This window comes from Marinitoga sp. 38H-ov, assembly GCF_011057715.1.
Classification (GTDB): Bacteria; Thermotogota; Thermotogae; order Petrotogales; family Petrotogaceae; genus Marinitoga.
Map to the genome: position 1 here is coordinate 59,743 of NZ_LNGH01000053.1, position 26,830 is coordinate 86,572.

Genomic DNA, 26,830 nt, shown 5'->3' on the forward strand with positions numbered 1-26,830 from the left:
AAGGGAGGGAGTAGTATGAAGAAGTTTTTAGTCTTATTATTAGTTTTTGTTTCAGCATTAGCAGTATTTGCTGAAGAAGTAGATTGGGCAATTGAAGACGTTGCTGGAAAACCAGGGGGTACATTGTTTTTAGACACAACATCCGGTCCAAAAACAATGAATCCAGCATGGGCACAAGAAACATCATCTACAGATATTATCGGATGGGTATTAGACACATTAGTACATTCTTCTAACAAAGGTTTAGCAGAATTACCAGGATTAGCAAAAGAATTTTCTGCTAAAGTTACAGAAGATGGAAAAACAGTATATACATATGTTTTAAGAAAAGGTTTAAAATGGTCAGATGGTGAACCATTAACAGTTGATGATGTTATTTGGTCATTTGAAAAAATATGGTTTGATGAAAATATGACAGCAAATGGAAATGCTGGTTATATGGATTCAAATGATGAATTACCATCAATAGTTAGGGTAGATGATTATACAGTACAATTTATTTATAACTCAAAATTCAGAAGAGGTCATGAATCAATTGGATGGACAGAAATATTACCAAAACATGTATTAGAACCATATTATAACGAAGGTAAATTCCAAGAAGCTTGGTCATTAGCAGAATTAGATAAAGTAGTTGGTTCAGGTCCATTTGTATTAAAAGAATATAAAGAAGGCGTTAGAGTTGTATTAGAAAAGAACCCTTACTATTATAGAAAAGATAAAAATGGTGTTCAATTACCATATTTAGATCAAATTATATACATAATCGTTAAAGACTTAAATACAGGTAGATTAAAGTTCGAAGCTGGAGAAACAGATATTTATTCTCCAACAGCTGAAGAATTCCCAGAAATTAGAGCAATGGCAGAAGAAAAAGGTTGGATAGTAAAACAAGGTGGACCAAACTTAGGATCAAACTTTGTAACATTTAACTTTAACGCAAAAGATCCTGTAAAGAGAAAATGGTTTAGAAATGATCACTTTAGAAGAGCTATTGCTTATGCTATTGATAAACAAACATTAATTGATGTATTATATAATGGTTTAGGTGCTGCATTATACGGTCCAGTATCACCATCATCAGGATTCTATAATCCAGAAGTAGAAAACTTAGGATTCAGATATTCTTTAGCAAGAGCAAAGAGAGAATTAAAAGATGGTGGCTTTGTATTAAAAGGTGGAAAATTATATGATGCAGATGGAAATCAAGTTAAATTTGAATTAACAACAAATGCAGGTAATAATGTTAGGGAAGAAATTGGTAATATCTTAAAAGAAAACTTATCAAAATTAGGAATTGAAGTTAACTTCGCACCAATGCAATTTAATTCATTAGTTGGAAAATTAGTTTCAACAGGTGATTGGGAAGCAATTATTATTGGTTTAACAGGTTCAGTTGATCCAGCATCAGGATGGAATGTATGGAGATTAGACGGTGGATTACATTTCTGGAATTATTCACCAGAAGTAAAACCAGATATGTACGATGATGCATTAAAAGCAGATTACATGGTACCAGAATATGAAAAGAGAATAGATGAAATTATGAGATTACAAGTTACAGCTGTAGATAAGGATGAATTAAGAAAATTATTTGATGAATTCCAAATGTTAGTTGCAGAACATCAAGTATTAGTATATACAGTTGCACAAAATTATTTAATAGCTTACAAAAATACAGTTCATATATACAACCCAGAACCAAACCCAGCAGCAGGCGTATTATGGGCAGGATGGAATATCTGGAAAGATCAATAATTAATTTTATTTTAATTGGGAGTGGGGGAATGTGGAGTTTTCTCCACTCCCTTTCAAATTAAATTGAGGAGGTATTATGGATGTTAAAGTATATCCTTAGAAGGATTATTCTATCTATTCCCGTTCTACTGGGAGTATCTATTGTTTCATTTATGATTATATCCTTAGCTCCTGGTGATTTTTTAGATTCATATAGGCTAAATCCTGCAGTAGATGCAGAACAAGTAAAATTATTAGAAAAAAACTTTGGTCTTGATAAATCACCAGTTGTTCAATACTTTTTATGGTTAAAAAATATGCTTCAAGGTGAATGGGGACAATCATTCACATATCAAGTTCCTGTATGGGATTTAATTTGGAGAAGAGTTGGAGCAACATTATTATTAAGTATTACAACATTCATTTTTACCTGGGGGATAGGTATCCCGCTGGGTATATATGCAGCATTGCATCAATATAGTTTAGGTGATCAAATAGTAGCAGTTATTGGATTTATAGGATTATCAATTCCTAATTTCTTCTTTGCGTTATTATTTTTATTTTTTGCAGCAAAAACCGGAGGAAAATATTTCCCTGTTGGTGGATACATATCATTAGATTATGATTCATTCCCTGTATGGAAGAAATTTCTAGATATTGTATGGCATGTACTTGGTCCAATGATTACTTTAGGTACATCGGGTCTTGCTGGTACAATGAGAATTATGAGAGGTCAATTACTTGATGAATTAAAACAAGATTATGTTGAATTTGCAAGAGCAAAAGGTATGCCTGAAAATGTTGTTATATATAAACACGCCTTAAGAAATGCTATAAACCCAATAATAACAGCTTTAGGATTTTCCATATCAGGTCTTTTAGGTGGAGCTGTTTTAACAGAAAACGTATTTGGATGGCCAGGTATGGGACAATTAATCATTGAAGCATTATTACAACAAGATATTTTTGTTATAATGGCTGATATTATGTTAGCTTCTGTATTATTAGTTGTTGGTAATTTAATTGCAGATATATTATTAGCAGCAGTTGATCCAAGAGTTCGTTTGAGATTAGGATAATGGAGGGAAAATAATGGCTGAAGAAATTAAAAATGAACAACAACAACAAGATGTTTTTGAAAAACAATTTTTATCTACCCCTCAATTAGTATGGAGAGCGTTAAAAAGACATAAATTTGGTCTTGTTGCTATGTGGATATTACTTATATTATATATTTTTGCATTATTTGCAGATTTTCTTTCACCAATGGATTATAGGGTTCAACATATACAATTTAAATATGCTCCTCCAATGAAAGTTTTTTGGAAAGATGAAACAGGAAAACTTGCAGGGCCTCATGTTTATTTATACAAAAGAGTTAAAGATCCAGTAACTTTCCAAAGTACATATAAGGAAGCAACTTATTTTGATAATTTTAAAGTATACGATGATTTTTCAGGTGTAGAGACAACATTAAAAGTAGGAGAATATAACCCAGATTATGAATCTACAGTTACAAATTATCAATTTGTATTGAGCTATAATACAATTGCTGTGACAAATGATGGAAAAGAGTACAATATTTTAACAGAATCAAAAACAGAACCATTAGTAACTTTTGAAGAATTAGGAATTAAAGATAAGATTATAAATAAAAATGAAGAAGGGTTTTTAAATATTGATCAAATACCTTTATTAAAAGGTGAAAATGTATTATTATCTGTAGAGGATAGAGGTATAGCTTCAACTTTCTATTTTGAAGAAAATTATAAGACAAAATCAAATTTAGAAAGATATAATTTAAAACCAGAAGATATTAAAGAATTTAGAAAATATGTTTCTTTAGATGTAATTGAAGTTGAAACAGAAGATGATTTCTATGAATTTTACCCAGAAAACATTTTAGGAGTTAATTTGAAGAAATTTAACCTTAAATTCTTTACTAAAGGTTGGGAATATAAATGGTTAGGATTTATTCCTGGAAATATTCATTTATTTGGTGTTGAAAAAAGTAAATTACCATATTTTGCAGAGGATTATGCATCTAAAGACGGTATTATCTACTTATGGGGTGCAGATAAGTTCGGTAGAGATATGATTAGTAGATTATTATTTGGTAGTAGAGTTTCATTGACAATTGGTTTATTAGGTATTGCTATTACATTTACAATTGGTTTAATGCTAGGTGGAGTAGCTGGATACTTTGGTGGTTGGATTGATGAGATATTAATGAGATTTACAGAAATATTAATGTCTATTCCAAGTTTCTATTTATTAGTATCATTAAGTGCTATATTACCTTCTGAATTATCACCATCAATAAAATATATTTTAATTATAGTTATATTATCTTTTATTGGATGGCCTGGTATGACAAGGGTTATTAGAGGTATGACACTCGGTTTAAAAGAAACAGAATTTATTCAAGCAGCTGTTGCTTTAGGTTATCCATCAAGAAAAATTATATGGAAACATTTATTACCTAATACAGCAACATATGTTATTGTTTCTGCTACATTATCAATACCAGGATATATACTTGGTGAAGCTGGATTGAGTTTCTTAGGGTTAGGTATTAGAGAACCCTCAGCTAGTTGGGGACTTATGTTATCTCAAGCACAAAATATCACAGCTTTAACAAATTATCCATGGTTATTATTACCAGGATTATTTATATTCATTACAGTTCTTGCATTTAATTTATTTGGTGATGCTATAAGGGATGCTTTGGATCCAAGAGCATTAGGACATTAATGAAAAAGGGACTCTTTGGAGTCCCTTTTTTTCTTATTTAATTTTTTAGTAAAATTAAATTTTCTAAAACCATAATAAAAGAAGTTTTAAAATTTTATTATTATTTAATAATATGACATTATTTTCATCTATTACAACAAAATTATTATAGTTTTCTCCAATTTTTTTCTTCATTAAAAAGCCTCCTTAAATGCAAAATAGTTAATTATTGAGTGTATTCCAGATATTAAATATATATCTTTTTAAATATCATATATAATAAGAGAGAGTATTTGATAAAAAAACTAAAAGTAAAAAGCTTTAATAAATAAGGTGTTTGAAAAGTTTCTATTAAATAATAACTTAAAATAAACACAAGTGAAATAAAAATATATATATTAGGCTGTCCAAAAAGTCTAAGGACCGAAAAAATTAGAAATCTTTTTTAAATTATAACCATGGAAAAGATTAAAGAGAAGAATTAATAATAAAACAACAATACCAGCAAAAGTTAAATAATTTCTATTTCTAACATACTAAACATACTCAGTTCATGTATCCATAATGCCATTTACGAGTTCTATTTCCCAACATAATTTATAATCATCCTTAAATACTGTTCTAAAAGATTTCATAACATATTATATGATTCATGATATTTAGTATTTCTCATATTCTAATCAATAACAGGAATAGAACCAGAAGATTTTATTTTAGAAAAATATCGTATGAATCATATGCTGCATCTAATAAAATCTTAGAAAAAGATTTTATTGAAATAATCATCAAAGAATTTTGATTCATGAAAAGATGCCTAAAGTAAAATCAAAAACAAAATCATTCTTGACATCTAAAGATAAATAAAGTTTTTTACCAAATTCTTTTCCATTTTTTATATATCTAATTAATCAAAGCATTATTAATTTTTCTAAAATTCAATTTATTAGTCCTATACGAAATTATTTGAAATGAAGGTATATCTTCTATTCCTATTAAAGATGAAAATTCAGGATGGTCACGAAATAATTTTCAGATTTTCTATAATAATTTTTCAATCTTTAATAATATTAAATAATATATAATTATATTTCATCAAGTAGTTTTTTACATTTAAAAAACTATTGATTACATTATGAAAAGATTAAGAAAGTTTGACTTTTTTGAAAAAAAGTGCTATTATTATAATAGGGAACATCTAAAGGGGGTGTTTATATGGAATATAAGTTATTCACAAAGAATATAGAATTAACTGCAGCATTAGAAGATTATTTAGAAAAAAGAATGGAAAAAATTGATAGGGTATTTAAAAAACACGATGAATTATTAATGAGTACAGATGTTAGGGTAGAAAAAGACAGAGAATTATTTAAAGTTGAAGTAACATCACATCTAAAAGGAAATATTATGAAGGTTGAAGAAAGAGGAACAGATTTATATGAAGTTATTGATAGGGTATCGGATGCATATGAGAGAAAACTAAAGAAATTTAAAGAAAAATTACAAAATCACGTATCCCCCAATCCTTTAAAGGAATTAAATGTAGAGTATGTTGATGAAGATGACATTTTAAACAAAATTGATAAAAGAAAACGTTTTGATTTAAATATGTATTCTCTTGAAGAAGCTATTATGCAATTAGAATTATTAGGTCATGAATTTTTTGTATTCAGAAATTCTGATACAGAAGAGGTTAATGTTGTTTATAAGCGAAAAGATGGAAGTTTGGGATTAATAGAATTAATAGGATAATAACATAAATAATGCGGGGATTTTCCCCGCATTTATTATTATATATAAATTATAAAATATCAATATTGAATAATTTTCTTGCGATTAAACCTATTACAAATGAAATAATCATAACGCTAAAGCTAATAGTAATCATTTCTAAAAAATAATATTTAAATGTTTTTTCTTGAACAACAGAAACAAAAAATGAAAAGAATATTATTACAATAATAGCATTTATTATAGTGAACAATAATGAAATCATTGGATTGGAAAATATAAAATACGGAGCAACAAGTAAAATTACAGTAATAATATATGCTATTCCTGTATAAATGGATGCTTTTAATGGATTTGTAGCATCTTTTTCTGCTCTTTGAGACAAATATTCTGATGCTGCCATTGAAAATGATGCGGCAATTCCTGTAATTAATCCGGATAATGCAACAAGACGAGAATTTTGAAATGCAAAGGTTAAACCCGCTAATGTTCCTGTTAATTCAACTAATGCATCATTTAATCCTAATACCATAGAACTAACATATTGAATTTTTTCTTCATCAATTAAACTCAATAATTTTTTCTCATGGTTATTTTCATCTTCTATTATTTCATTAAATTCTGGAATTATTTCTTTCACATCATCATAAGCAATTTGAGCTTTTTCCTCTCCTTTTTCCATTGCATTTAGGGCAAAAGTTAATCCAAATATATAGGATAATAACACATACCAGAATACTAAAAATTTATTTGGTTTAATATCTTTATTTGTATATTTTTTTATTATATTATAATGTTTAATCTCATCTTTTGATATACTTTCTAATATATTTCCATTATCTCCTTTAATTCTTTTGGCTAAATTTTTATATACGTAATATTCGGTTATTTCATATTTTTGAAATAACATTAATTTTTCTCTAATTTTATCATCCATATTATCCCTCCAATCTATAATCAAAGTCTATTGTTACTTCAGGTGTATTAACGTTGATTTTTTCAACATATTCTGGATGTTTTTTTATAATTTGTTTAATTCCCGAATCCCCTTCAAGATTTAATATATCTTCAAATAATTCTTTTTTCACTAAAGTTGGAAATCCCTTTTTATTATTATAATATGGAGCAATTATAAGCTTATTGCTTTTAACATTTAAAATCATATCAACAATTTCTTTTTTTACAAGAGGCATATCTCCAAGAAATATTAACACATAATCATAACTATTTTTTAAAGCATATTTTATAGCAGTTTTAACAGAAGAAGAAATTCCGTTTATATAGTCATTGTTAATAACTATTTTAAAATCATATAATTCAAAATTATTTTTCCATTTATCATTTACAACTATTATTTTATCAAAATTATAGGAATTTAATAAATCAATTGTCCATTGTAAAAGAGGTTTCCCATTATAATTAAATAGCAATTTATTTCCCTTAAATCTACTAGAAAGTCCAGCAGCTAAAATAACTCCTAATATTTTCATTTTTTAATAACCTCCATTTGATGTATAATATATGTTAAGATTATATCACAAATATAATATATATTTAGGGGGGATTGGATGAAAATAAAAGATATTATTCCTGTGGCGCTGGGGGAGGAGAAACCGGATATATTATTAAAAAACGCAAAGCTTGTAAATGTTTTTACAGGAGAAATTGAAGAAACAAATATTGCATTATTTAGAAAAAGAATTGCAGGAATTGGTGATTATAATGAAGGAAAAGAAATAATTAATTTAGAAGGCAAATATGTTTTACCTGGGTTTATAAATGCTCATTTACATATAGAAAGTTCTATGTTATCTCCAAGACAATTTGCCAAAGCAGTATTATTAAGGGGAACAACTACAGTAATAGCCGACCCGCATGAAATATCCAATGTGCTGGGACTAGATGGACTAGAGTATATGATTAAATCAACTGAAGGAATACCTTTAAATGTATATATAGCAATTCCTTCGGCTGTTCCTGCAACAAATATGGAAATATCAGGAGCTAGGCTTGGTCCTGAAGATATAGTTGGTTTTGTTGATTCATACCCAAATAGAATTATTGCATTGGGAGAGGTAATGAACTTTCCTGGGGTGTTAAATAGGGATCCTGAATTATTAACTAAAATAGAAATATTAAGACATATGTATAAGAAAATAGATGGGCATGCACCTGGAGTTAGAGGAAAAGAATTAAATGCATATATAGACGCGTTTATTAGATCTGATCATGAATGTACAACAAAAGAAGAAGCATTAGAGAAAATTAGTAAAGGTATGCAAGTGTTTATAAGAGAAGGTACAGCTGCAAAAAATCTCGATGCACTAATTGAAGCAGTTAACGAAATGAATCATCATAGTTTTTCATTTTGTACTGATGACAGGGAGCCTTTAGACATATTAAATGAAGGAGATATAGATTATTTAGTAAGAAGAAGTATTGAAAAAGGAATAGACCCTATTATAGCTATTAGAATGGCAACAATTAATACAGCAAGATATTATAATCTAAGAAGTATGGGAGCAATAGCACCTGGTTATAAGGCTGATATTTTAGTAGTTGATGATTTGAAAAAAATGAATATAAGGATGGTATTTAAAGATTCTAAATTAGTTGTTAAAGATGGAAAATTTGTTGAAGATATGAAAGGTGTATATAATGATATTCCTAAAAAATTTGGTAAAGTAGTTTTACCAGAATTTTCTGCTAATGATTTAAAAATAAAGAATAAAGGAAATAAAATAAGGGTAATAAAAATATTTGAAGGATCATTATTAACAGACGAATTAATTTTAGAACCAAAAATAGAAAATGGTTTTGTTGTTTCTGATATAGAAAGAGATATAATAAAAATTGCAATATTTGAAAGACATACAGGTACAAATTATTCTTTGGGTTTTGTTCATGGTTTTGGTTTAAAAAGTGGAGCTATTGGTTCAAGTATAGGACATGATTCACATAATATAGGAATAATTGGAACAAATGATGAAGATATGTATTTAGCTGCTAAAGAAATAGAAAAAATGAATGGTGGAATGGTTGTAGTTGATAATGGTAAAATATTATCAAAGTTACCTCTTCCTATAGCAGGATTAATGACAGATAAAGAATTAGAAGATGTAGTTGAGGATTTAGAATTATTAGAAGAAAACGTAAAAAAACTAGGTGCAGTTGATGCTACATTTATGACATTATCCTTTTTACAATTAGCAGTTATTCCGAATTTAAAAATTACAAATAATGGATTGGTAGACGTTAATAAACAAGAATATGTGGATTTATTTGTTGATTAGGAATATTGTAAAAAATATAAATTTGTAGTAGAATTAACATATACAAAAAAGGAGGGGTTTATATGAAAAAGTTGTTAGTAGTATTATTGGTAATTATATTATCTTTATCATTATTTGGTAAGGTAAAAGTAGCATTATTAATTAATGGTACATTAGGTGATAAATCATTCTTTGATTCCGCAGCAAGAGGAATGAAAATGGCTGAAGAACAATTAGGAGCAGAAACAAAGATTATTGAAATGGGGTATAATCCTGCAGAATGGGAACCAACATTAGAAGATATTTCAGATCTTGGTGAATATGATTTAATAATTGTAGGTACATGGCAAATGGTTGAATTAATACAAAGAATAGCACCATTATATCCAGATCAAAATTATGTAATATTTGATGATGCAGTTGATTATTCACAAGGAAATTTGGATAATGTATATTCTATTACATATAAACAAAATGAAGGATCGTTCTTAGCAGGTGCATTAGCAGCATTAGTATCAAAATCAAATGAATTTAAATATTCTGTTCCAGATAAAAAGATAATAGGTTTCTTAGGAGGTATGGATATTCCTGTTATTAACGATTTCTTAGTTGGATATATTGAAGGTGCAAAATATATTGATCCAGAAATGAAAGTTTTAATCTCATATGTAGGTGCATGGAATGACCCAGCAAAAGGTAAAGAATTCACATTATCAATGTACAGACAAGGTGCAGATGTTGTATTTGCAGTTGCGGGTGAAACAGGAAATGGCGTTTTAGCAGCAGCAAAAGAAATGGATAGATGGGGTATAGGTGTTGATTCTGATATGCAATTGTTATATGAAGAAAAAGATATGGATATAGTAAAGCACACATTAACATCAATGATGAAAAATGTAGATTATTCATTATTCAGAGCTATAAAATTATATATGGAAGGTAAAATGCCATTAGGTAAAGCAGAAGCATTAGGATTAAAAGAAAGAGGCGTTGGATTAGCAGATAATAAATACTTCAAAGAAATTATGAAAGTTGATCCTTGGGTATTAGTTCAATTAAAGGATTTAGAATTAGCTATTATTAGAGGAGATATAGAAGTTCCAACAGCATATGGAATGAGTAACGAAGAATTAAATAAAATTAGAGATTCTGTAAGACCATAATAACATATAAATAATATAATGTAAAAAATAATGGGGGCTATTAGCCCCTATTTTAAATAATACCTGTAAAGAAAGGTGATAAAATGAGTGAATTTGTTCTTGAAATGAAGAATATTTGGAAAGTATATCCAAATGGTGTTACTGCAAATAAAGGTGTAAATTTAAGGGTGAAAAAAGGTGAAATTCACGCATTATTAGGTGAAAATGGTGCTGGGAAAAGTACTTTAATGAAAATATTATTTGGTTTTGAAAAACCTACAGAAGGTGAAATTTATTACAACGGAGAGTTAGTACATATTAATTCGCCGTATAAAGCTATAGAATTAAGGATAGGGATGGTGCATCAACATTTTATGTTAGTACCATCATTAACAGTTGTTGAAAATATTGTTCTTGGTATGGAACCACGAAAAGGATTATCAATAGATTTAAAAAAGTCTATTGAATTTGTGGAGAAAGAAATGAATAAATATGGATTGCCAGTACCATTGAATGAAAAGGTTAAAGATATTAGTGTTGGTATGAAACAACGGGTTGAAATAATAAAAACATTGGTTAGAGGTGCAGATTTAATTATTTTAGATGAACCAACAGCTGTATTAACCCCACAAGAAACAGTAGAATTATTTAAGGCTTTAAAGAATTTAACTAAAGCTGGGAAAACAGTTATATTTATTACACATAAATTGAATGAGGTTAAGGAAATTGCTGATAGAATTACAGTATTAAGACGAGGGAAAACAATTGGAGAAGCTGAAGTAAAAGATATAACTGAAAAAGATATGTCAAGAATGATGGTTGGAAGAGATGTTGATATTGAAATAGATAAAAAACCTGCAGAACCTGGAGATATTGTTTTAGAGGCTAAAAACCTTGAGTATACAAGATTTGATGGAGTTAAAATGCTTAAGGGTATAAATTTAAAATTAAGAGAAGGAGAAATACTTGGAATTGCAGGTGTTGAAGGAAATGGACAAACGGAATTAGTAGATATTATTACAGGAATGGACAAACCAGAAAAAGGAGAAATCTTCATATTTGGAAAAAATATGATGGATGCAGATAATCCGCATGAATTTAGAAAAACCGGCATGAGTTTTATACCAGCAGATAGAATGTTATACGGCGTTTCAAAAGAAGATTCTATAGAAGAAAATTTAATTAGTGATAGATTTGAAAAAGAACCATATTCTAAAAAAGGAGTATTAAAATATAATAAAATTACAGAAAATGCAGAAAAAATGATTAAGGAATTTGATATACGTACAGATGGACCTAAGACAGCAGTAAAGATGTTATCAGGTGGAAATATTCAAAAAGTGGTTGTTGCTAGAGAATTTACAGCTAATTCAAAAATAATAGTAGCGGATCAACCAACTAGAGGTATAGACATTGCAGCTGCAGATTTTATTAGAAGACGTCTAGTTAAAGAAAGAGATAATAATGTTGCAGTATTATTAGTATCCTCTGATTTAACAGAACTATTAGAGGTGTCAGATAGAATATTAGTTATATATCATGGGGAATTTGTTGCTCATTTTGAGGATGTTAAAAAGATTAATGAAGAAATTTTAGGTGAATATATGCTTGGAATTAAAAAAATGTCTAAAGAAGAAATGGGTGATTTAATATGAAGAGATATGAGATATATAGAACAGCTATAGCTATAGGTATTGCATTGTTTTTAGGATATATTTTAATATTAGTTACGGTATATCCAGAAGGTAGTATGGTTTTTGCAGAAAAAATGAAAATAGCTTTTAAAGAGGCAAATGAATCTTTTAAAACATTTTTGCTTTCACCTATTCTTAAAGAAAGAAGAGGTGAATGGATATTTAATTTAAGAGGGTTTATACAATGGATAAATGAAAGTGTTCCCATTATAATAACTGGGTTAGCAGTATCTTTGATATTTACTGCAAAACATTTTAATATTGGTGCTGAAGGTCAATTGTTTTTAGGAGCAGCAATTGCAACTGGGGCAGCAATTTATTTCCCATCAATACCAATAATAACACCAATTGTAGTAATATTACTGGCATCTTTAGTTGGTGCTGGTTGGTCTGCTATACCTGGTTATTTGAAATCAAAATGGAATGCATCAGAAGTTGTTACCTCTTTAATGCTTAATTATGTTGCATTATATATGGGCCTATTTATAATCAAAACATTTTTAAGAGATCCTAATGCTGGACAATTAGTATCTTTGAAATTTTCTGATTCAGCAACATTATTTTTATTAAATTCAAGGTATAGATGGCATAGCGGTATTTTAATTGCATTAGCGCTTAGTTTTGCATTATGGTTTGTTATGAAAAAAACAACTTGGGGTTATAAAGTGAGATTGATAGGTAATAATAAGCATTTTGCATATTATTCTGGAATAAACACACAAAAAACATTTTTCCAAGTTCATTTATTAAGTGGGGCAATAGCGGGAACTGCTGGAATAATTGAACTATTAGGATATTATGGAAGATTTGTATGGTTATATTCACCAGGATATGGTTGGGATGGAATAATTATAGCTACACTTGCTAGAAATAATCCTATTTATGTTCCTATAGCAGCATTATTCCTTTCTTACATTAGAGTTGGTGCTAAAACCATGGGTAGATACACGAATATTCCACCAGAAATGGTATCTATACTACAAGCAACAATTATATTATTAGTAACAGCAGAAGCATTCTTATCACAAATGAGACAAAGAGCCATAGAAAAGGAAGCTAGAAGTACAGAGGAAGCAATAGCTGGTGGTGATGCAAATGAATAATGTATTAAGTTCTATATTATCATGGGAATTTGTGGCGGCAGGAATAAGGGTTACAACACCAATATTATTAGCAGCTTTAGGTGCTTTAGTTGCAGAATTAGCGGGAACTCCAAATATTGCTCTTGAAGGTACAATGTTATTTTCTGCATTTGTTGGTGTAATTATTAGTGGTTTTACCCATAGTCTATGGTTATCAGTAATAGGTGCTTTAATAACTGGAATAATAATGTCAACTATTTTAGCGTATTTCTCATTAAAATTAAAAACGGATATAATTATGGCAGCTATTGCATTAAATATTTTTGCTAGTGGTGGAACTATATATGCATTATATTTGCTTACAGGAGATAAAGGATCATCTGCATCGTTAAAATCATTGGTTTTACCAAGTATAGATATACCAATATTAAAAGATATACCAATATTAGGAGATATTTTAAGTGGTCATCATATTCTAACTTATATAGCTATAATTTTAGTATTTTTAATCCAGTATATGTTATATAGAACTCCTCTTGGTTTAAGAATTAGATCTGTAGGCGAATCTCCAGATGCTGCTCGTTCAGTAGGTATTTCTGTATTTAAAACACAATATACAGCTTTAATAATTAGTGGGATGCTTGCAAGTTTGGGTGGAATATTCTTATCAATGGGATACGTCGAGTGGTTTGCAAGAGATATGACATCAGGTAGAGGGTTTATTGCATTGGCAGCCCAAGCATTAGGCGGTACGTCCGCATATGGTGTAGCACTGGGATCATTATTATTTGGATTTTCAGAAGCATTATCGTTTTCTTTACAATTCTTAAATATCCCATATGAAGTTACGCAATCTATGCCGTTTATAATTACAGTAGGTGCCTTAGCCTTTTATGCTTGGAATAAGGCTAAGAATAAGAAAAATAGGGATATTTAGGAGGGAAAGTATGAAAAACAAGGTATCTTTATTAGGGTTATTTACAGCTTTTTTAATTGTTACATCATGGATTAAAATTCCAACACCTTTTGGAGTACCTTTTACTCTTCAAGTTTTCGGAGTTATATTGACGATATATTTCCTAAAAAAAGATGCTTGGAAGGCTATATTAATTTATGTATTATTAGGAGCTTTGGGATTGCCTGTTTTTGCAGGATTTTCCGGAGGTATTTCTGTAATTTTTGGTCCAACTGGAGGATATATAATAGGATTTTTATTAGCTACATTAGTTGCATTTTTGCCTTTTGAAAATATTATTAATGGATTTTTGGCTATTTTAATTATATATATATTTGGTGTTTCGGGATTAATGATTAATCTTGATCTATCTTTAATAAAAGCAATTAAAATAGGATTTTTACCATTTGTACTATTTGATTCATTAAAAGTAATACTTGGATATTATACATATAAACTTACCCAAAAATATGAGTTTAATATACTAAAAAACTAGGTCTGCAAATACAGGCCTAGTTTTTTTAGTATATTGAGTTATAAAAAAGGAGGTGCTTAAAGCACCTCAAATAAAAAATCCTCTTCCTGTATAAAAATCCATATGTATTATGGATTTATTTATGTTTACGGCATATGCTTGTAAAATTCCTGTTAAAGCAACTATTGGCGGAGTGATACCATTAATAGTATTTGAATAATTATTTCTTAAAATATATTTTTCTAAATCAAAATTTTTAAATATAATACCAGTTTGGCCTTCAACACCAGCATTGATAACGTTTTTTCCTTTTCTTAAAGCATAATCTGTTATTAAATATCTACTATCAATATCATCTACACAAATAAAAATATTATCGTAATCATCTAAAATATCAATATTTTTTTCATCTATTTTAGTAACTATGCTTTTTATGCAATATCTTAATTTTTTTTCTAAAGTCTTAGATTTATATTTTCCAATATCATTTTTATTAAATAAAAACTGTCTTGCTAAGTTAGTATGGTCTACAATATCATCATCAATTACAATAAAAGATACTTTATTTTTATTAAGAACATACGAAACAGGATTACCTAAACCTCCAGCTCCAACAACAGCACATTTTTTTATTTTTATTTTTTTATTTAAAGGAATAGGTATTTTTATTGAATTTACTCCAAATAGATATTCTGAAATAACTAATTGAGCAATTAATGCTCCTGCTAAATCTTCAGGTATATTTTGTTCTCCTTGAAAATTATCAACTAATTTAATGTTTTTATATAATTTAATATCTTTTATTTTCCCGTTTTTATTAATATTTACGCCACAATTTTTTAAAATTTTATTTGCTAAAGGGTTTTTGGTATATACAGTATAATTAATTAATTTTTTTGTATTTTCTAAACCAATACATTTTATTTGTCGATCAAAAAAAATAGTATCAATCAGATAAAACCACATCCTTTACTTTTTCTATAACTTCTTGAGGATTTCTTCCAAAAACTCTTATCATAGCTTCTTTTCCATAAAAGCCATCATCCCATACAAAATCTATAGGTTCTTTTGTAATATCATATATATTTGATAATCCATAAGGGATGGAATGGCCTTCTTTGGTTTGAATTTCAACAGGTTCTTGATTTCTATCTAAATAAAATGTTTTGTAACCTTTTTCTTTTGCTTTTTCTATATATTTTTTTTCATATTTTATATTCATTGCAGATCTTATCCAGGGAAAATATTTCATTGTAGCGATAACAGCTCTAGCCATATGGCTTTTACCAAAAAAACCAGGTTCATGTATAAAATTTACTTCATCGCCTAATTTATGTATTCTTCCTGGGAATTTTCCTACTTCAAATTCATTTTGTGCATTTGGTAAAGCAAAAACAATATTTTGTCCAACTTCAGGAATGGTATATTTCCCTAATTCTATAATTTTATTTTTTACATGCCATAATTCCTCTAATATATAACTCTTATGAAAATTATATGCTAAAGTTTCAGTTTCTAAATGTTCTTTGGATATATTAACTAAATTATCCATATAATATAATGAAGATTTTATAGATTCTTCAACAGTGTAATTCATGTAAATATGAGCAGAAATTAATGATGAAAATACGCATCCAGTACCATGTATATCTTTATCATACTTTTTAGAATAAAATTTATTGTTATTATATAAAACTTCAATATTATCTAAATTTTTATGACCACCAGTAATAATTACATTTTTTTCTATTTTTGTTAATTCATATTCTTTTGAATTCATTATTACTAAATCTGCATATTTAGCTCCTTCAATTACTTCTTCAGGAGATATCGCTTCATAGCCAGATGATGTTTTTATTACAGGGTTCCAGATTATTTTTGCATTATTATATTTATTTCTTAATAATTTAAGTTGTTTTGCATTTGCCATTCCAACTTTAATTGTTGAAAAATTATCAAATAATTTAAATTCTTCAAAGTTATCTCTAAATTCTATGTTTTTACAAATATTTTCATTTTGAATAGTATAAGCGGAAATTATAGCTTTAGGATTTATTTTAAATAGTTTCATTATAGTAATATCTTGTAATATACCAGCACCACCAGATGGATCAAATCCTGAAAATATTAACATTGTTATTCCCCCTATTCAATAAATAGAATTTCGGATTTTTCTAAATACTCTTCTGTTATTCTTAAAGCACATAATTGACCACACATTGAACACATATTTGATTCTGCACCTTTTCTTTCATTGTAATATTTTTTTGCTTTTTCTCCATCTAATGCCAATTTAAATTGATTATCCCAGTTAAATTCTTTTCTTGATTTGCTCATTTCATTGTCAATTTCCATATGAATTCTATTTTTAGCTATATCTGCTGAATGAGCAGCTATTTTTGTCGCTATTAATCCTTCTTTTATATCTTCTAAAGTAGGAAGTCTTAAATGTTCAGCAGGAGTTACTGCACATAAAAAGTCAGCTCCTTTAGAAGCAGCAATAGCGCCACCAATTGAAGAAGTTATATGATCATATCCAGGAGCTATATCAGTTACTATTGGTCCCAAAACGTAAAAAGGTGCGCCATCACATACTTTTTTTTGCAATATTACATTAGCTTCTATTTCATCTATAGGCATATGCCCGGGACCTTCAACCATAACTTGAACGCCATGATTTCTTGCTCTTTTTACTAATTCTCCTAATCTCAACAATTCTTCGAATTGTAAATCATCAGTAGCATCGTGCAAAGAACCTGGTCTCATTCCATCTCCAAGACTTATTGTAATATCGTATTCTTTACATATGTCTAATATTTCATCATAGAATTCATAGAATGGATTTTCTCGATGATTTTTTATCATCCACCCAACTATAATAGATCCACCTCTGGAAACTATTTTTGTTAATCTATTAGAATTTCTTAATTTTTCAATAGTGGTTTTAGTAATACCTGCATGTATTGTCATGAAATCGACACCGTCTTCTGCATGATCTTTTACCATTTGAAGAAAATCACCAACTTCAAAATCTATAACTCTTTTTTGTTTTTGTATAGCTTTTGTGGCTGCGTCATATACAGGTACAGTACCTACCATAATATTGGAATTTTTCACAATTTCCCTTCTTATATAACTTAAATCTCCCCAAGTGGATAAATCCATTATAGAATCAGCGCCATATTTTTCTGAAATTTTTAATTTTTCTATTTCTTCTTCTAAAGTGCTATATCCTTGAGATGTTCCAAGGTTTATATTTACTTTTGTTTTTAATCCTTCACCTATAGCTCTAATATTTTTAAAATTATGCTTTTTATTTTTAGGTAGGACAACCTTACCTTTTGCAATTTTTCCCATTAATATTTCAGGCGATATATTTTCATATTTTGCAGCGATTTTCATTTCATCTGTAATAATTCCTTTTTTTGCATATTCCAATTGTGTCATATTATTTCCTCCTTAAAACCAATTTACAGTAGTAGGATAATATCCTCTTTTTTTAATGTAGTCAAAAAACTCTTCGAAAGTTCTATTATCATCTGTTTCAAATTGTTTTGTTGAATTTTTATATAATGTATAACCACCAACATTTGTAGCGGATGCCACAGACATCTTTGTTGCAAAGCCAAGCACAGCATTTCTAAACTCTTTATTTTCTCTAGTTGATATATTGATATGTATCCTTGGAAAAATTAACTTTAGAGCTAAAATATAATGAATTAAACGCTTGTCTTTAATTGTGAAAAATTCATTTTTTACATTATATGCGTTTTTAATTCTTGGAAATGATATAGAATATTCCACTTCTGGATATTCTTTTAATAAGTAATTCATATGATGAGCAAGCATTATTATTTCATAATCAGGATTGCTTAAACCTAATAATGCGCCAATATTTATTTCTCTAACACCAGCTTTTATAGCATACTCTATAGTCTCAAGCCTTTTATAATAATCGCTTTTAGGTCCAAATAAATGATATTTTTTATAATTTTCTTTATCATATGTTTCTTGATATAATGTGACTCCAATTAAACCAGAATTTATTAATATTTCATATTCTTTTTGACTTAATGAGTATGTTTCTATTGATATTTCTTTAAAATATTTTTTAGCCATTATTATGGTATAATTTAAATACTCAAAATCGCTATTAATTGGATCTTCGCCAGTTAAAATTAATATATGATCAATGCCTGTATTTTTTAAATAGATAAGTTCTTTTTCTATTTCATCATAATTTAGTTTTCTTCTATCGATTTTATTTAAAGCCTTAAAACCACAGTATTTGCAACCATTTATACAATAATTAGATATATATAATGGGGCATATAGAAAAATATTATTTCCAAAATATTTCTTATTATTCTTTATTACTTTCTTCGCCATTGTTCGAAGATCTGAATTTTCTAATAATCCAAAGATATCATTTATGAGGAAAAACTCTTTATTTAAATTCACACTGTGTTTATTCTTAATTTCATTTTTTATGTATTTTGAAATGTTATCAACATACTTTGAGAACATTTTAATCTCTTCCTATATAGTCGAACAATGGCGAAGATGCTTCTGCAAAATCATTTTCTTCTGGAATACCTGATAAATATGCTAAATGTCCAGCTTGTGCTGCTAATGAGAAAGCCTTTACCATTTTAATGGGATCATCGGCTATAGAAACTGCAGTATTTGCTAAAACTGCATGGCATCCAATTTCCATTGCTTCGGAAACGTGAGAAGGTTTTCCTATACCAGCATCTATTATTATTTTTGCATCAAATTCATTTAATAATATTTTCACTAATTCTTTAGTTGTAAAACCTTTATTTGTACCTATAGGGGCGCCTAATGGCATTAGTACTTCTGCTCCATTTTCTATCATTTTTCTTGCATCATATATATCTGGGTACATATATGGAAATACCTTAAATCCGTTATCTGTAAGTAATTTACATGCTTTAATTGTTTCTTGGTTATCAGGCATTAAGTATTTTGTATCATTTATTATTTCTATTTTTACCCAATCTGTTTTCATAAGTTCTTTTCCTGCTTTAGCAATCAATAATGCTTCTTCAGCATTTCTTGCACCCGAAGTATTCACCATAATTTTTTTTACATTGATATAATCTAAAATACTTTCATTCATATTACTATATGAAGCTCTACGCATAGCAACAGTAACAACTTCTATTTTTGCTTCTTCTATGGCTTTTTTCATAACATTGTAATCTCGAAATTTTCCTGTTCCCATGAAAAAAAGATTGTTGATTTCTTCACCATAAAAATTAATATCAACCACCTCCCACTACGGTAATGATTTCGATTTTATCATTTTCAGATAAACGATGTTCAGAATAATTCTTGATTGAGATAATCTCGCCGTTTTTTACTACAACAACAGGTTTATTACTGAAAGAGAGTTCTTCTAGTAATTCATTTAATGTACTACTTTTACACTCCATTGCTTTACCGTTTATATATACTCTCAAGAAATCACCCCCTGTTATAAAAAAATCTCCTGCACGAAGCAGGAGATTGATTATTTTTATCTCTGCTCCGCTCCTTTCGCCGGTATTATCCGGATCAAGTTATGAGGGTTAGAGGCTTCCACCTCAATCTCAGCTACGGATTAGTAGCTCCCCTGCGGATCTTTTTTATTCACTTTTCATTTTAATTATATCATTTCTGATTATATCATTATTTTTCTTTTATTTCAAGAGAGTTATTTTTTCTTTTTAAGTTTTGATATATTAATTATACCCCTTATGAAATATTTGAAGATATTCATCAAATTTTCTATTGATGATGTTTCAAAATTTTTTCTCACTATATTTAAAACTAGTTAAAGAATATTCTTTTTCAAAATATAAAAAAGGATATAAATTTTATAATGATAATCTTTATGTTATTCTCCTTTATATGCATAAAGATTTACTAAAATACTACCATCATTCAGTCCAGTTAAACCAATGATATTTTCCGGAATTTCATATATAACATCTTTTATTTTCCAATTTTCGGTATCAAGTATTATTAATTTATTATTGCTGTATATAGCAATATCACTATCACTTATAAAGGTTACAAAATATGGTGGATTTGTTATTATCTCTGGATAAGCATTATTTAAATTTATTTCTTTTATTGCTTTAGTTTTATTATTAAAGTATTCAAGTTTGATGTTACTTATAAGGACAACATCTCCTTTTGTATTTATATCCAAGTTATCTCCGCCAATAAAATTCTTTTTATAATAATATCTTCTTTGTTGTTTGTATTTATAATATGAAATTCTAACTCATTTTTATTTTGTATAACAAAAGATAAGAAATTATTATTGATTTTTAATGGATATGTATCGAAATATGATGAGTCTGAATAAGATTTTATCAATTTCCAATCCTTTTCAGATAAAGAGTATTGATAAATTTCTAAGCTATTATTTTTTTGATTATTATAAAAAAATACTACAGAATTGTCATTTGTTACAAAATGAAAAGTTGAATCATATGAAAGTATTGGGGAATTATCTAATGTAATAGCATTCCATTTAGCTAAATCATCTAAATTAGATACATATAAATTATTTCTCCCCTTATTTTCAAACAATATAATATTTCCATTTTTATTATATGCAACCTTATCGATACTTATATATTTTTCAATTTCTTTTGAGTATAAAAACTTAATTTTATAATTTTCTACTTCCATGGTTTTAATAAATTTATTAGCAGAAGGAATTAAAACGTTATAAGCTGCAAAAGTTAAAATAAAAAATACACTCATGATAAATCCCACTAAACTCTCTTTTTCATATTACCCCTCCTATCTTAATCTCCAATACAAATAATGTTATGGAGAATGATTTATATAATAAGTACCAGTGGAAATTGATACATAATATATTTTTGTAATTTCTGTTGAATATTCATCCCGCCCAATCCTAATTTAAAAGATTTAGACCAATTGTTCTAAAACTAGATGATAGTTTAAATACTGAATGATTATTTAATTCTAAAACCATTTTAAAACATTTTATTTCACTAAAAACAAAAAATAAACTCATGATTAATTTTATAGTTCCTTACTTTCATAGGAATTATTTTACTTTTTAATCTACATTTTTAGAGTAATTATAAACGGATTTTATCCAATCAATTTTTAATCCTTTCCATGTTCTTACGATATAAAAGGTTATTTCTTTATTTTCAGGATATTTTATTTTTCTGAGTTTTTCTTTCTTTATTACTCTTTTTATTATATTACCTTTAGAATCTAAATCATAGGATACTAAATCACCATTTATAATATGTACAATATATCCATTATTTACTTTTTTTATATTTAAACTTTTTGTATCTATGGATATAGCATCATCATCTAAATGTATATAATATTCTTTCATAAGTTTCTCTGATGTTTTTGGATCTAAAACATATTTTTTTCTTTCTTCTATCATTTTGTTTAAATAAGCTTTAAGGGAATCATTTATAGTATTAGAAGATAATGTATTGTCATTAAGGACGTTAAGGTAATATATTCTAGCATAAAACATTGTATCATAATATTTTTTTAATATAAGTAGTGGATTAAAATATGTGTTATATATAAATGTTATTAAAAAATATACTGATAATATTCCTAATATTAGATAAATAATAATTTTAAATAAATTTTTAGGGTTTTTCGTATTATACATAGCAATTTCCCCCATTTATACAAATTAAGTAACCATCTTTTTCTTTAAACATAAATTGGAAATATATTGTTAGAATCTTTTATATCAAGGTAATAACTTTTTTTCAATACTTAAATTTTTATTATAAGTATAAAGAAATTTAAGAAGAATATTGATAATATTTTCACAACGCATAAAAAAAGCTTTTTTATTTTATATATTTATAATTCAATTATCATTTTATCAAAAAAAAAGAAAGTAAATAAAATTGTAATTAAATTGCTATTAATTTTATATTTCCAAAATTAAATAAATTTACTTAATTATTATATTGTATGATATATTAATTAAGTTAAAAATTATATATATAAATAATAAAAATCAATTTCTGTTCTTTTGGTATTGACCAGATCAAGTTATGAGGGTTAGATGTTTCTGCTTCACTTTCAACCACTAATTAGTAGATCCTCTGCGGAATTTATTAACTTTTTATTATGTTAGATTATTTACTTTTTTAACTTACATGTATAAATATAATATATGATATAATTTGTATAATAACAATAATTCTTAATAAGAAAGTATTATAGAAGTTGAGGTGAAGTTATGATATTAATGATTGACAATTATGATTCTTTTACATATAATCTTGTTCATTACTTAAATATGCTAAAAGAAGAGGTTTTGGTGTATAGGAATGATAAGATAACAATAAGAGATATTGAAAGATTAAATCCTGATATGATTGTTATTTCGCCTGGTCCTAAAACACCAAATGAGGCTGGTATATCTTTAGAAATAATAAGAGAATTTAAGGAAAAAATACCTATTTTTGGTGTATGCTTAGGGCATCAAACTATTGCGCAAAGTTTTGGCGCTAAAATTATTAAAGCCAAAGAACCTATTCATGGTAAGGTATTTCCGATAATTCACAATAATAATGGTGTATTTAAAGGATTAAAAAATCCTTTAAATGTAACAAGATACCATTCTCTTATAGTTTCTAAAGAGAATTTTCCAGAAGATTTAGAGATTACAGCTGAATCAATCGATGGTGAAATAATGGGGATTAAACATAAGAAATATCCAATAGAAAGTGTTCAATTTCATCCAGAAGCTGTTTTAACAGAGCATGGACTTGATATGTTAAAAAACTTCTTATCTTTTGCTAAAAATTATAGGAAGGAGATATTATGATAGAAAAATTAAATACATCGATTAATTTAGTGGATATTTTTAATTCTATAATAGATAAAAAACATATAGTTTTTTTAGATAGTCAAAAAGATAAAAAAAGATTAGGAAAATATTCTTTTTTAGGAGTAAATCCATTTTTAATATTTAAAGCAAAGGATAATAAGGTTATTATAGAATATAATAATGAAATTAAAGAATATTACTCAAAAAATCCATTTATAGATTTGAAAGAGTTAATAAAAAAATATGAAGCAACAAATAATACTACATTTCCGTTTATTGGTGGAGCAATGGGTTTTATTTCATATGATAGTAATAAATATATTGAAAACATTGAATCAAAAGCAATAGATGATATTGGAATATATGATATTTATTTTCCTTTCTATGATTCTGTTTTAATATATGATCATAATAATGATGAATTATATTTATCTAGTCAAGATGAAAAAAAACATAATGAAATAAAAAATATAGTTTTTAATTCAAAAAAATATATCTCACAAGAAAAAAATAATTTAGCAGATATAAATATTAAATTTAATATGAGTAAAGAATACTATATGAATTCTATAGCAAAAGTAAAAGAATATATTTATCAAGGTGATGTTTATCAAATTAATTTTACTCAAAGAATAGAAGCAGATTTAATAAAATCTCCTGATGAATTGTTTTTAGATTTAAGACAGATTAATCCAGCCCCTTTTGCTGCATATATAGATACAGGAGACTTTCAAATTGTATCTAGCTCTCCGGAAAGATTTATTTTATTAAAGAACAAATATGTTGAAACAAGACCAATAAAGGGTACAAGACCTAGAACTGGAAACCAAAAAATAGATGAAAAAAATAAAAAAGATTTAATGCATAGTACAAAAGATAAGGCAGAATTATTAATGATAGTTGATTTAGAAAGAAACGACTTATCAAAAGTATGTATACCAGGAAGCGTAAAGGTACCTGAACTTTTCACATTAGAAGAATATGCAACGGTTTATCATCTAGTATCTACCGTTGTTGGAGAATTAAAGGATGAAAAAGATGCTATTGATCTAATTATGGCAACATTTCCAGGAGGTTCAATAACTGGAGCTCCTAAAATTAGGGCTATGGAAATAATAGAAGAATTGGAGCCAAATAAAAGGGGAATATATACAGGAACAATTGGATATATAGGGTTTGATAATTCAATGGATTTAAATATTGTAATTAGAACGATAATTTGCAAAGATAAGAAAGCTTATGCTAATTTCGGTGGTGGAATTGTTTGGGATTCTAATGCTGAAGATGAATACGATGAATCATTATCAAAAGGAAAAGCTTTAATAGAGGGGTTAAGAATGAAATGATATATTTTAATGGAAAATATTATAATAATGAAATACCATATAAAATTAATGAAGGGTTAATGTTTGGTCAAGGTATATTTGAAACATTGAAAGTAAATAAAAGTAAATTAGAATTTTTTAAATACCATTATGAAAGACTTATTAATGGATGTAATTTGCTAAATATAAATTTTGATATGCATCTAGAAGAATTATATGATATATCAAATGAAGTTATTAGAAAAAATAAAATTGATAATGGAAGTTTAAAGATAAGTATTTTGAAAAACAAAGAAACATATGATATTATAATATCTTCTAATAATAGAATATATTTAGAAGAAGTAAAAAATAAGGGATATGATGTAATATTCGCCAAAACAAAAAAATATAGCAAGAATCCATTAAATTATGTAAAATCAAATAATTATGTAATGAATATATTGGAATTAGAAAGAGCTATAAAATTAAATAAGGATGAAGCAATATTTTTGAATGAAAAAAATGAAATAACTGAAGGGACTATTTCTAATATTTATTTTGTTAAAAACAATGAAATATATACACCTAAAATAGATTGCGGATTATTAAATGGAATTATTAGAAGAATACTCATTGAGAATTTTAATACAAAAGAGGTTATAATAGAAAGCAAAGAAATAAAAAATTTTGATTATGCGTTTTTGAGTAATTCATTAATGCGGATATTGCCAATTAAAAAATTTGAGAATATTAAATATAATTATGATTTGAACTTTTTAAAACATTTAGAAAGTGAAATAGAAAACTTAAAAATATGAGGTGATATTGTGAAAAGAAAAGTTATTTTAGATTGTGATCCTGGTCACGATGATGCGGTTGCAATATTATTAGCAGGTATTGCAGAAGAAATTGAATTATTAGGGATAATAGCAGTAGCTGGAAATTCTTATTTAAAAAATACTGCAAAAAATGCATTAATTTTAGCAGAAATGGCTAATATAAATGTTCCAGTTTTTGCTGGTTCAAGTAAGCCGTTATTAAGAGAGCAAATAGTAGCTCCAAATATTCATGGAGAAAGTGGATTAGAAGGGGCGAATTTACCTGAGCCTAAAAAAGAATTAGAAAATAAAAATTATCTTGAATTTATTGCAGAAAATGTGTATAGCAATCCAAATGAAATTACATTAGTTGCCGTAGGACCATTAACAAACATAGCAAAATTTGCATTAAATTATCCTGACTTAATTCCTTTGGTTAAAGAATTAGTCATTATGGGTGGTGGAATAAAATTTGGAAATACAACTCCAAGAGCAGAATTTAATATTTATGCCGACCCAGAAGCTGCTCAAATAGTATTTAATGCAGGATTTAATTTAACAGTATTTCCACTTGATGTAACTCATCAAGCAAAAATATATATGGATGAAATAAAAGAAATGCAAAAATTTGAATCAGAAATAGTATCAAAAATGGGAGTATTATTAGAATTTTTTCATCAAACATATTATGATATATTTAAAATTGAAGGAGCACCATTGCATGATCCATGTACAATTGCATATTTAATTAAACCAGAAATATTTGAGTTTGAAGAATATTATGCACAAGTAGAAACAAAAGGTGAGTTAACATATGGTGAAACTGTTGTTGATTACTGGCATTTGAAAGAGCCAAATTCTAAATGGGCATTAAAAGTTGATAGAAAGGAGTTTATTAACCTATTATTTTCTCAATTAAAAAAGTATAATTAAAAAAATGATTAATAAAGATATTTGATTTTTTTGAAACAAAATGGTAAAATAGAAGTGTGAAAGTTGATATTATATAATT

General features: G+C 27.3%; 25 protein-coding genes and 1 riboswitch. Of the genes, 14 read left to right on the forward strand and 11 right to left on the reverse strand.

Annotated features, from left to right (window positions below):
- Positions 1 to 15 precede the first annotated feature (15 nt).
- The 4 genes from AS160_RS10240 to raiA all read left to right on the forward strand — a co-directional run bounded on the left by AS160_RS10240 (position 16) and on the right by raiA (position 6,219).
- Complete coding sequence (locus tag AS160_RS10240) at positions 16 to 1,758, forward strand: ABC transporter substrate-binding protein (protein WP_165148598.1); 1,743 nt, start codon at positions 16 to 18, stop codon at positions 1,756 to 1,758.
- Positions 1,759 to 1,838: 80 nt separating this feature from the next.
- Positions 1,839 to 2,816, forward strand: a complete 978-nt coding sequence (locus AS160_RS10245) for an ABC transporter permease (protein ID WP_165148601.1) — start codon at positions 1,839 to 1,841, stop codon at positions 2,814 to 2,816.
- Positions 2,817 to 2,829: 13 nt separating this feature from the next.
- The gene (locus AS160_RS10250) at positions 2,830 to 4,491 is read left to right on the forward strand and encodes an ABC transporter permease (RefSeq protein WP_165148604.1); all 1,662 of its coding nucleotides are present in this window, start codon (positions 2,830 to 2,832) and stop codon (positions 4,489 to 4,491) included.
- 1,191 nt (positions 4,492 to 5,682) lie between these two features.
- A complete protein-coding gene (gene raiA / locus AS160_RS10255) occupies positions 5,683 to 6,219 on the forward strand; it encodes a ribosome-associated translation inhibitor RaiA (protein WP_165148607.1) in 537 nt (178 codons plus the stop codon).
- 49 nt (positions 6,220 to 6,268) lie between these two features.
- Here raiA and AS160_RS10260 read toward each other — a convergent pair whose 3' ends face one another.
- Both AS160_RS10260 and AS160_RS10265 read right to left on the reverse strand, forming a co-directional pair.
- Positions 6,269 to 7,135, reverse strand: a complete 867-nt coding sequence (locus tag AS160_RS10260; RefSeq protein WP_165148610.1) for a VIT1/CCC1 transporter family protein — start codon at positions 7,133 to 7,135, stop codon at positions 6,269 to 6,271.
- 1 nt (position 7,136) lies between these two features.
- On the reverse strand, positions 7,137 to 7,688 hold the full coding sequence (locus AS160_RS10265) for a nucleotidyltransferase family protein (protein WP_165148613.1): 552 nt from the start codon (positions 7,686 to 7,688) through the stop codon (positions 7,137 to 7,139).
- Between the two features lie 78 nt (positions 7,689 to 7,766).
- Here AS160_RS10265 and ade point away from each other — a divergent pair, with 78 nt between their 5' ends.
- The 6 genes from ade (at position 7,767) to AS160_RS10295 (ending at position 14,839) form a co-directional block, all read left to right on the forward strand.
- Positions 7,767 to 9,491 carry an adenine deaminase gene (gene ade / locus AS160_RS10270; RefSeq protein WP_165148616.1) on the forward strand — a complete coding sequence of 575 codons (1,725 nt, stop codon included), beginning with the start codon at positions 7,767 to 7,769 and terminating at the stop codon, positions 9,489 to 9,491.
- Positions 9,492 to 9,553: 62 nt separating this feature from the next.
- The gene (locus AS160_RS10275; protein ID WP_165148619.1) at positions 9,554 to 10,633 is read left to right on the forward strand and encodes a BMP family ABC transporter substrate-binding protein; all 1,080 of its coding nucleotides are present in this window, start codon (positions 9,554 to 9,556) and stop codon (positions 10,631 to 10,633) included.
- An 83-nt stretch (positions 10,634 to 10,716) separates the two neighbouring features.
- A complete protein-coding gene (locus AS160_RS10280; RefSeq protein ID WP_165148622.1) occupies positions 10,717 to 12,267 on the forward strand; it encodes an ABC transporter ATP-binding protein in 1,551 nt (516 codons plus the stop codon).
- A complete protein-coding gene (locus AS160_RS10285; RefSeq protein WP_165148625.1) occupies positions 12,264 to 13,409 on the forward strand; it encodes an ABC transporter permease in 1,146 nt (381 codons plus the stop codon). Before AS160_RS10280 ends, AS160_RS10285 begins: the two co-directional genes overlap by 4 nt.
- A complete protein-coding gene (locus tag AS160_RS10290; RefSeq protein WP_165148628.1) occupies positions 13,402 to 14,325 on the forward strand; it encodes an ABC transporter permease in 924 nt (307 codons plus the stop codon). The genes AS160_RS10285 and AS160_RS10290 overlap by 8 nt, the downstream gene beginning before the upstream one ends.
- A gap of 10 nt (positions 14,326 to 14,335) precedes the next feature.
- Complete coding sequence (locus AS160_RS10295) at positions 14,336 to 14,839, forward strand: biotin transporter BioY (protein ID WP_165148631.1); 504 nt, start codon at positions 14,336 to 14,338, stop codon at positions 14,837 to 14,839.
- Positions 14,840 to 14,905: 66 nt separating this feature from the next.
- On the opposite strand, the gene AS160_RS10300 is transcribed toward AS160_RS10295, so the two are convergent.
- The 9 genes from AS160_RS10300 to AS160_RS10340 all read right to left on the reverse strand — a co-directional run bounded on the left by AS160_RS10300 (position 14,906) and on the right by AS160_RS10340 (position 22,514).
- Entirely contained in the window at positions 14,906 to 15,784 is an 879-nt protein-coding gene (locus AS160_RS10300) for a ThiF family adenylyltransferase (protein ID WP_165148633.1), read from the reverse strand.
- Entirely contained in the window at positions 15,765 to 16,952 is a 1,188-nt protein-coding gene (locus tag AS160_RS10305) for a thiamine-phosphate synthase family protein (RefSeq protein ID WP_165148635.1), read from the reverse strand. The genes AS160_RS10300 and AS160_RS10305 overlap by 20 nt, the downstream gene beginning before the upstream one ends.
- Before the next feature lie 11 nt (positions 16,953 to 16,963).
- Positions 16,964 to 18,265: a phosphomethylpyrimidine synthase ThiC gene (thiC, locus tag AS160_RS10310; RefSeq protein WP_165148637.1), complete on the reverse strand. Its 1,302-nt coding sequence runs from the start codon at positions 18,263 to 18,265 to the stop codon at positions 16,964 to 16,966.
- Between the two features lie 12 nt (positions 18,266 to 18,277).
- On the reverse strand, positions 18,278 to 19,345 hold the full coding sequence (gene thiH / locus AS160_RS10315) for a 2-iminoacetate synthase ThiH (protein WP_165148639.1): 1,068 nt from the start codon (positions 19,343 to 19,345) through the stop codon (positions 18,278 to 18,280).
- Position 19,346: 1 nt separating this feature from the next.
- Positions 19,347 to 20,114 (reverse strand): thiazole synthase, encoded by a 768-nt coding sequence (locus AS160_RS10320; RefSeq protein ID WP_165148641.1) that lies wholly within the window; start codon positions 20,112 to 20,114, stop codon positions 19,347 to 19,349.
- A complete protein-coding gene (thiS, locus tag AS160_RS10325) occupies positions 20,107 to 20,304 on the reverse strand; it encodes a sulfur carrier protein ThiS (protein WP_165148643.1) in 198 nt (65 codons plus the stop codon). Before thiS ends, AS160_RS10320 begins: the two co-directional genes overlap by 8 nt.
- A gap of 54 nt (positions 20,305 to 20,358) precedes the next feature.
- Positions 20,359 to 20,468: riboswitch (TPP riboswitch) on the reverse strand.
- 252 nt (positions 20,469 to 20,720) lie between these two features.
- Entirely contained in the window at positions 20,721 to 21,038 is a 318-nt protein-coding gene (locus tag AS160_RS10330) for a hypothetical protein (RefSeq protein ID WP_165148645.1), read from the reverse strand.
- The gene (locus AS160_RS10335) at positions 21,029 to 21,601 is read right to left on the reverse strand and encodes a hypothetical protein (RefSeq protein WP_165148647.1); all 573 of its coding nucleotides are present in this window, start codon (positions 21,599 to 21,601) and stop codon (positions 21,029 to 21,031) included. Before AS160_RS10335 ends, AS160_RS10330 begins: the two co-directional genes overlap by 10 nt.
- A gap of 325 nt (positions 21,602 to 21,926) precedes the next feature.
- Positions 21,927 to 22,514, reverse strand: coding sequence for a hypothetical protein (locus AS160_RS10340; RefSeq protein ID WP_165148649.1), 588 nt, complete (start codon positions 22,512 to 22,514; stop codon positions 21,927 to 21,929).
- Positions 22,515 to 23,099: 585 nt separating this feature from the next.
- On the opposite strand from AS160_RS10340, the gene AS160_RS10345 reads away from it, so the two are divergent.
- From AS160_RS10345 to AS160_RS10360, 4 genes are read left to right on the forward strand one after another with little or no spacing between them, the layout of a single operon-like run.
- The gene (locus tag AS160_RS10345) at positions 23,100 to 23,690 is read left to right on the forward strand and encodes an aminodeoxychorismate/anthranilate synthase component II (RefSeq protein ID WP_165148651.1); all 591 of its coding nucleotides are present in this window, start codon (positions 23,100 to 23,102) and stop codon (positions 23,688 to 23,690) included.
- Entirely contained in the window at positions 23,687 to 25,039 is a 1,353-nt protein-coding gene (gene pabB / locus AS160_RS10350; RefSeq protein WP_206528178.1) for an aminodeoxychorismate synthase component I, read from the forward strand. Before AS160_RS10345 ends, pabB begins: the two co-directional genes overlap by 4 nt.
- Complete coding sequence (locus tag AS160_RS10355; RefSeq protein ID WP_165148654.1) at positions 25,036 to 25,818, forward strand: aminotransferase class IV; 783 nt, start codon at positions 25,036 to 25,038, stop codon at positions 25,816 to 25,818. The genes pabB and AS160_RS10355 overlap by 4 nt, the downstream gene beginning before the upstream one ends.
- Positions 25,819 to 25,827: 9 nt before the next feature.
- Positions 25,828 to 26,751, forward strand: a complete 924-nt coding sequence (locus AS160_RS10360) for a nucleoside hydrolase (RefSeq protein WP_165148656.1) — start codon at positions 25,828 to 25,830, stop codon at positions 26,749 to 26,751.
- Positions 26,752 to 26,830 lie beyond the last annotated feature (79 nt).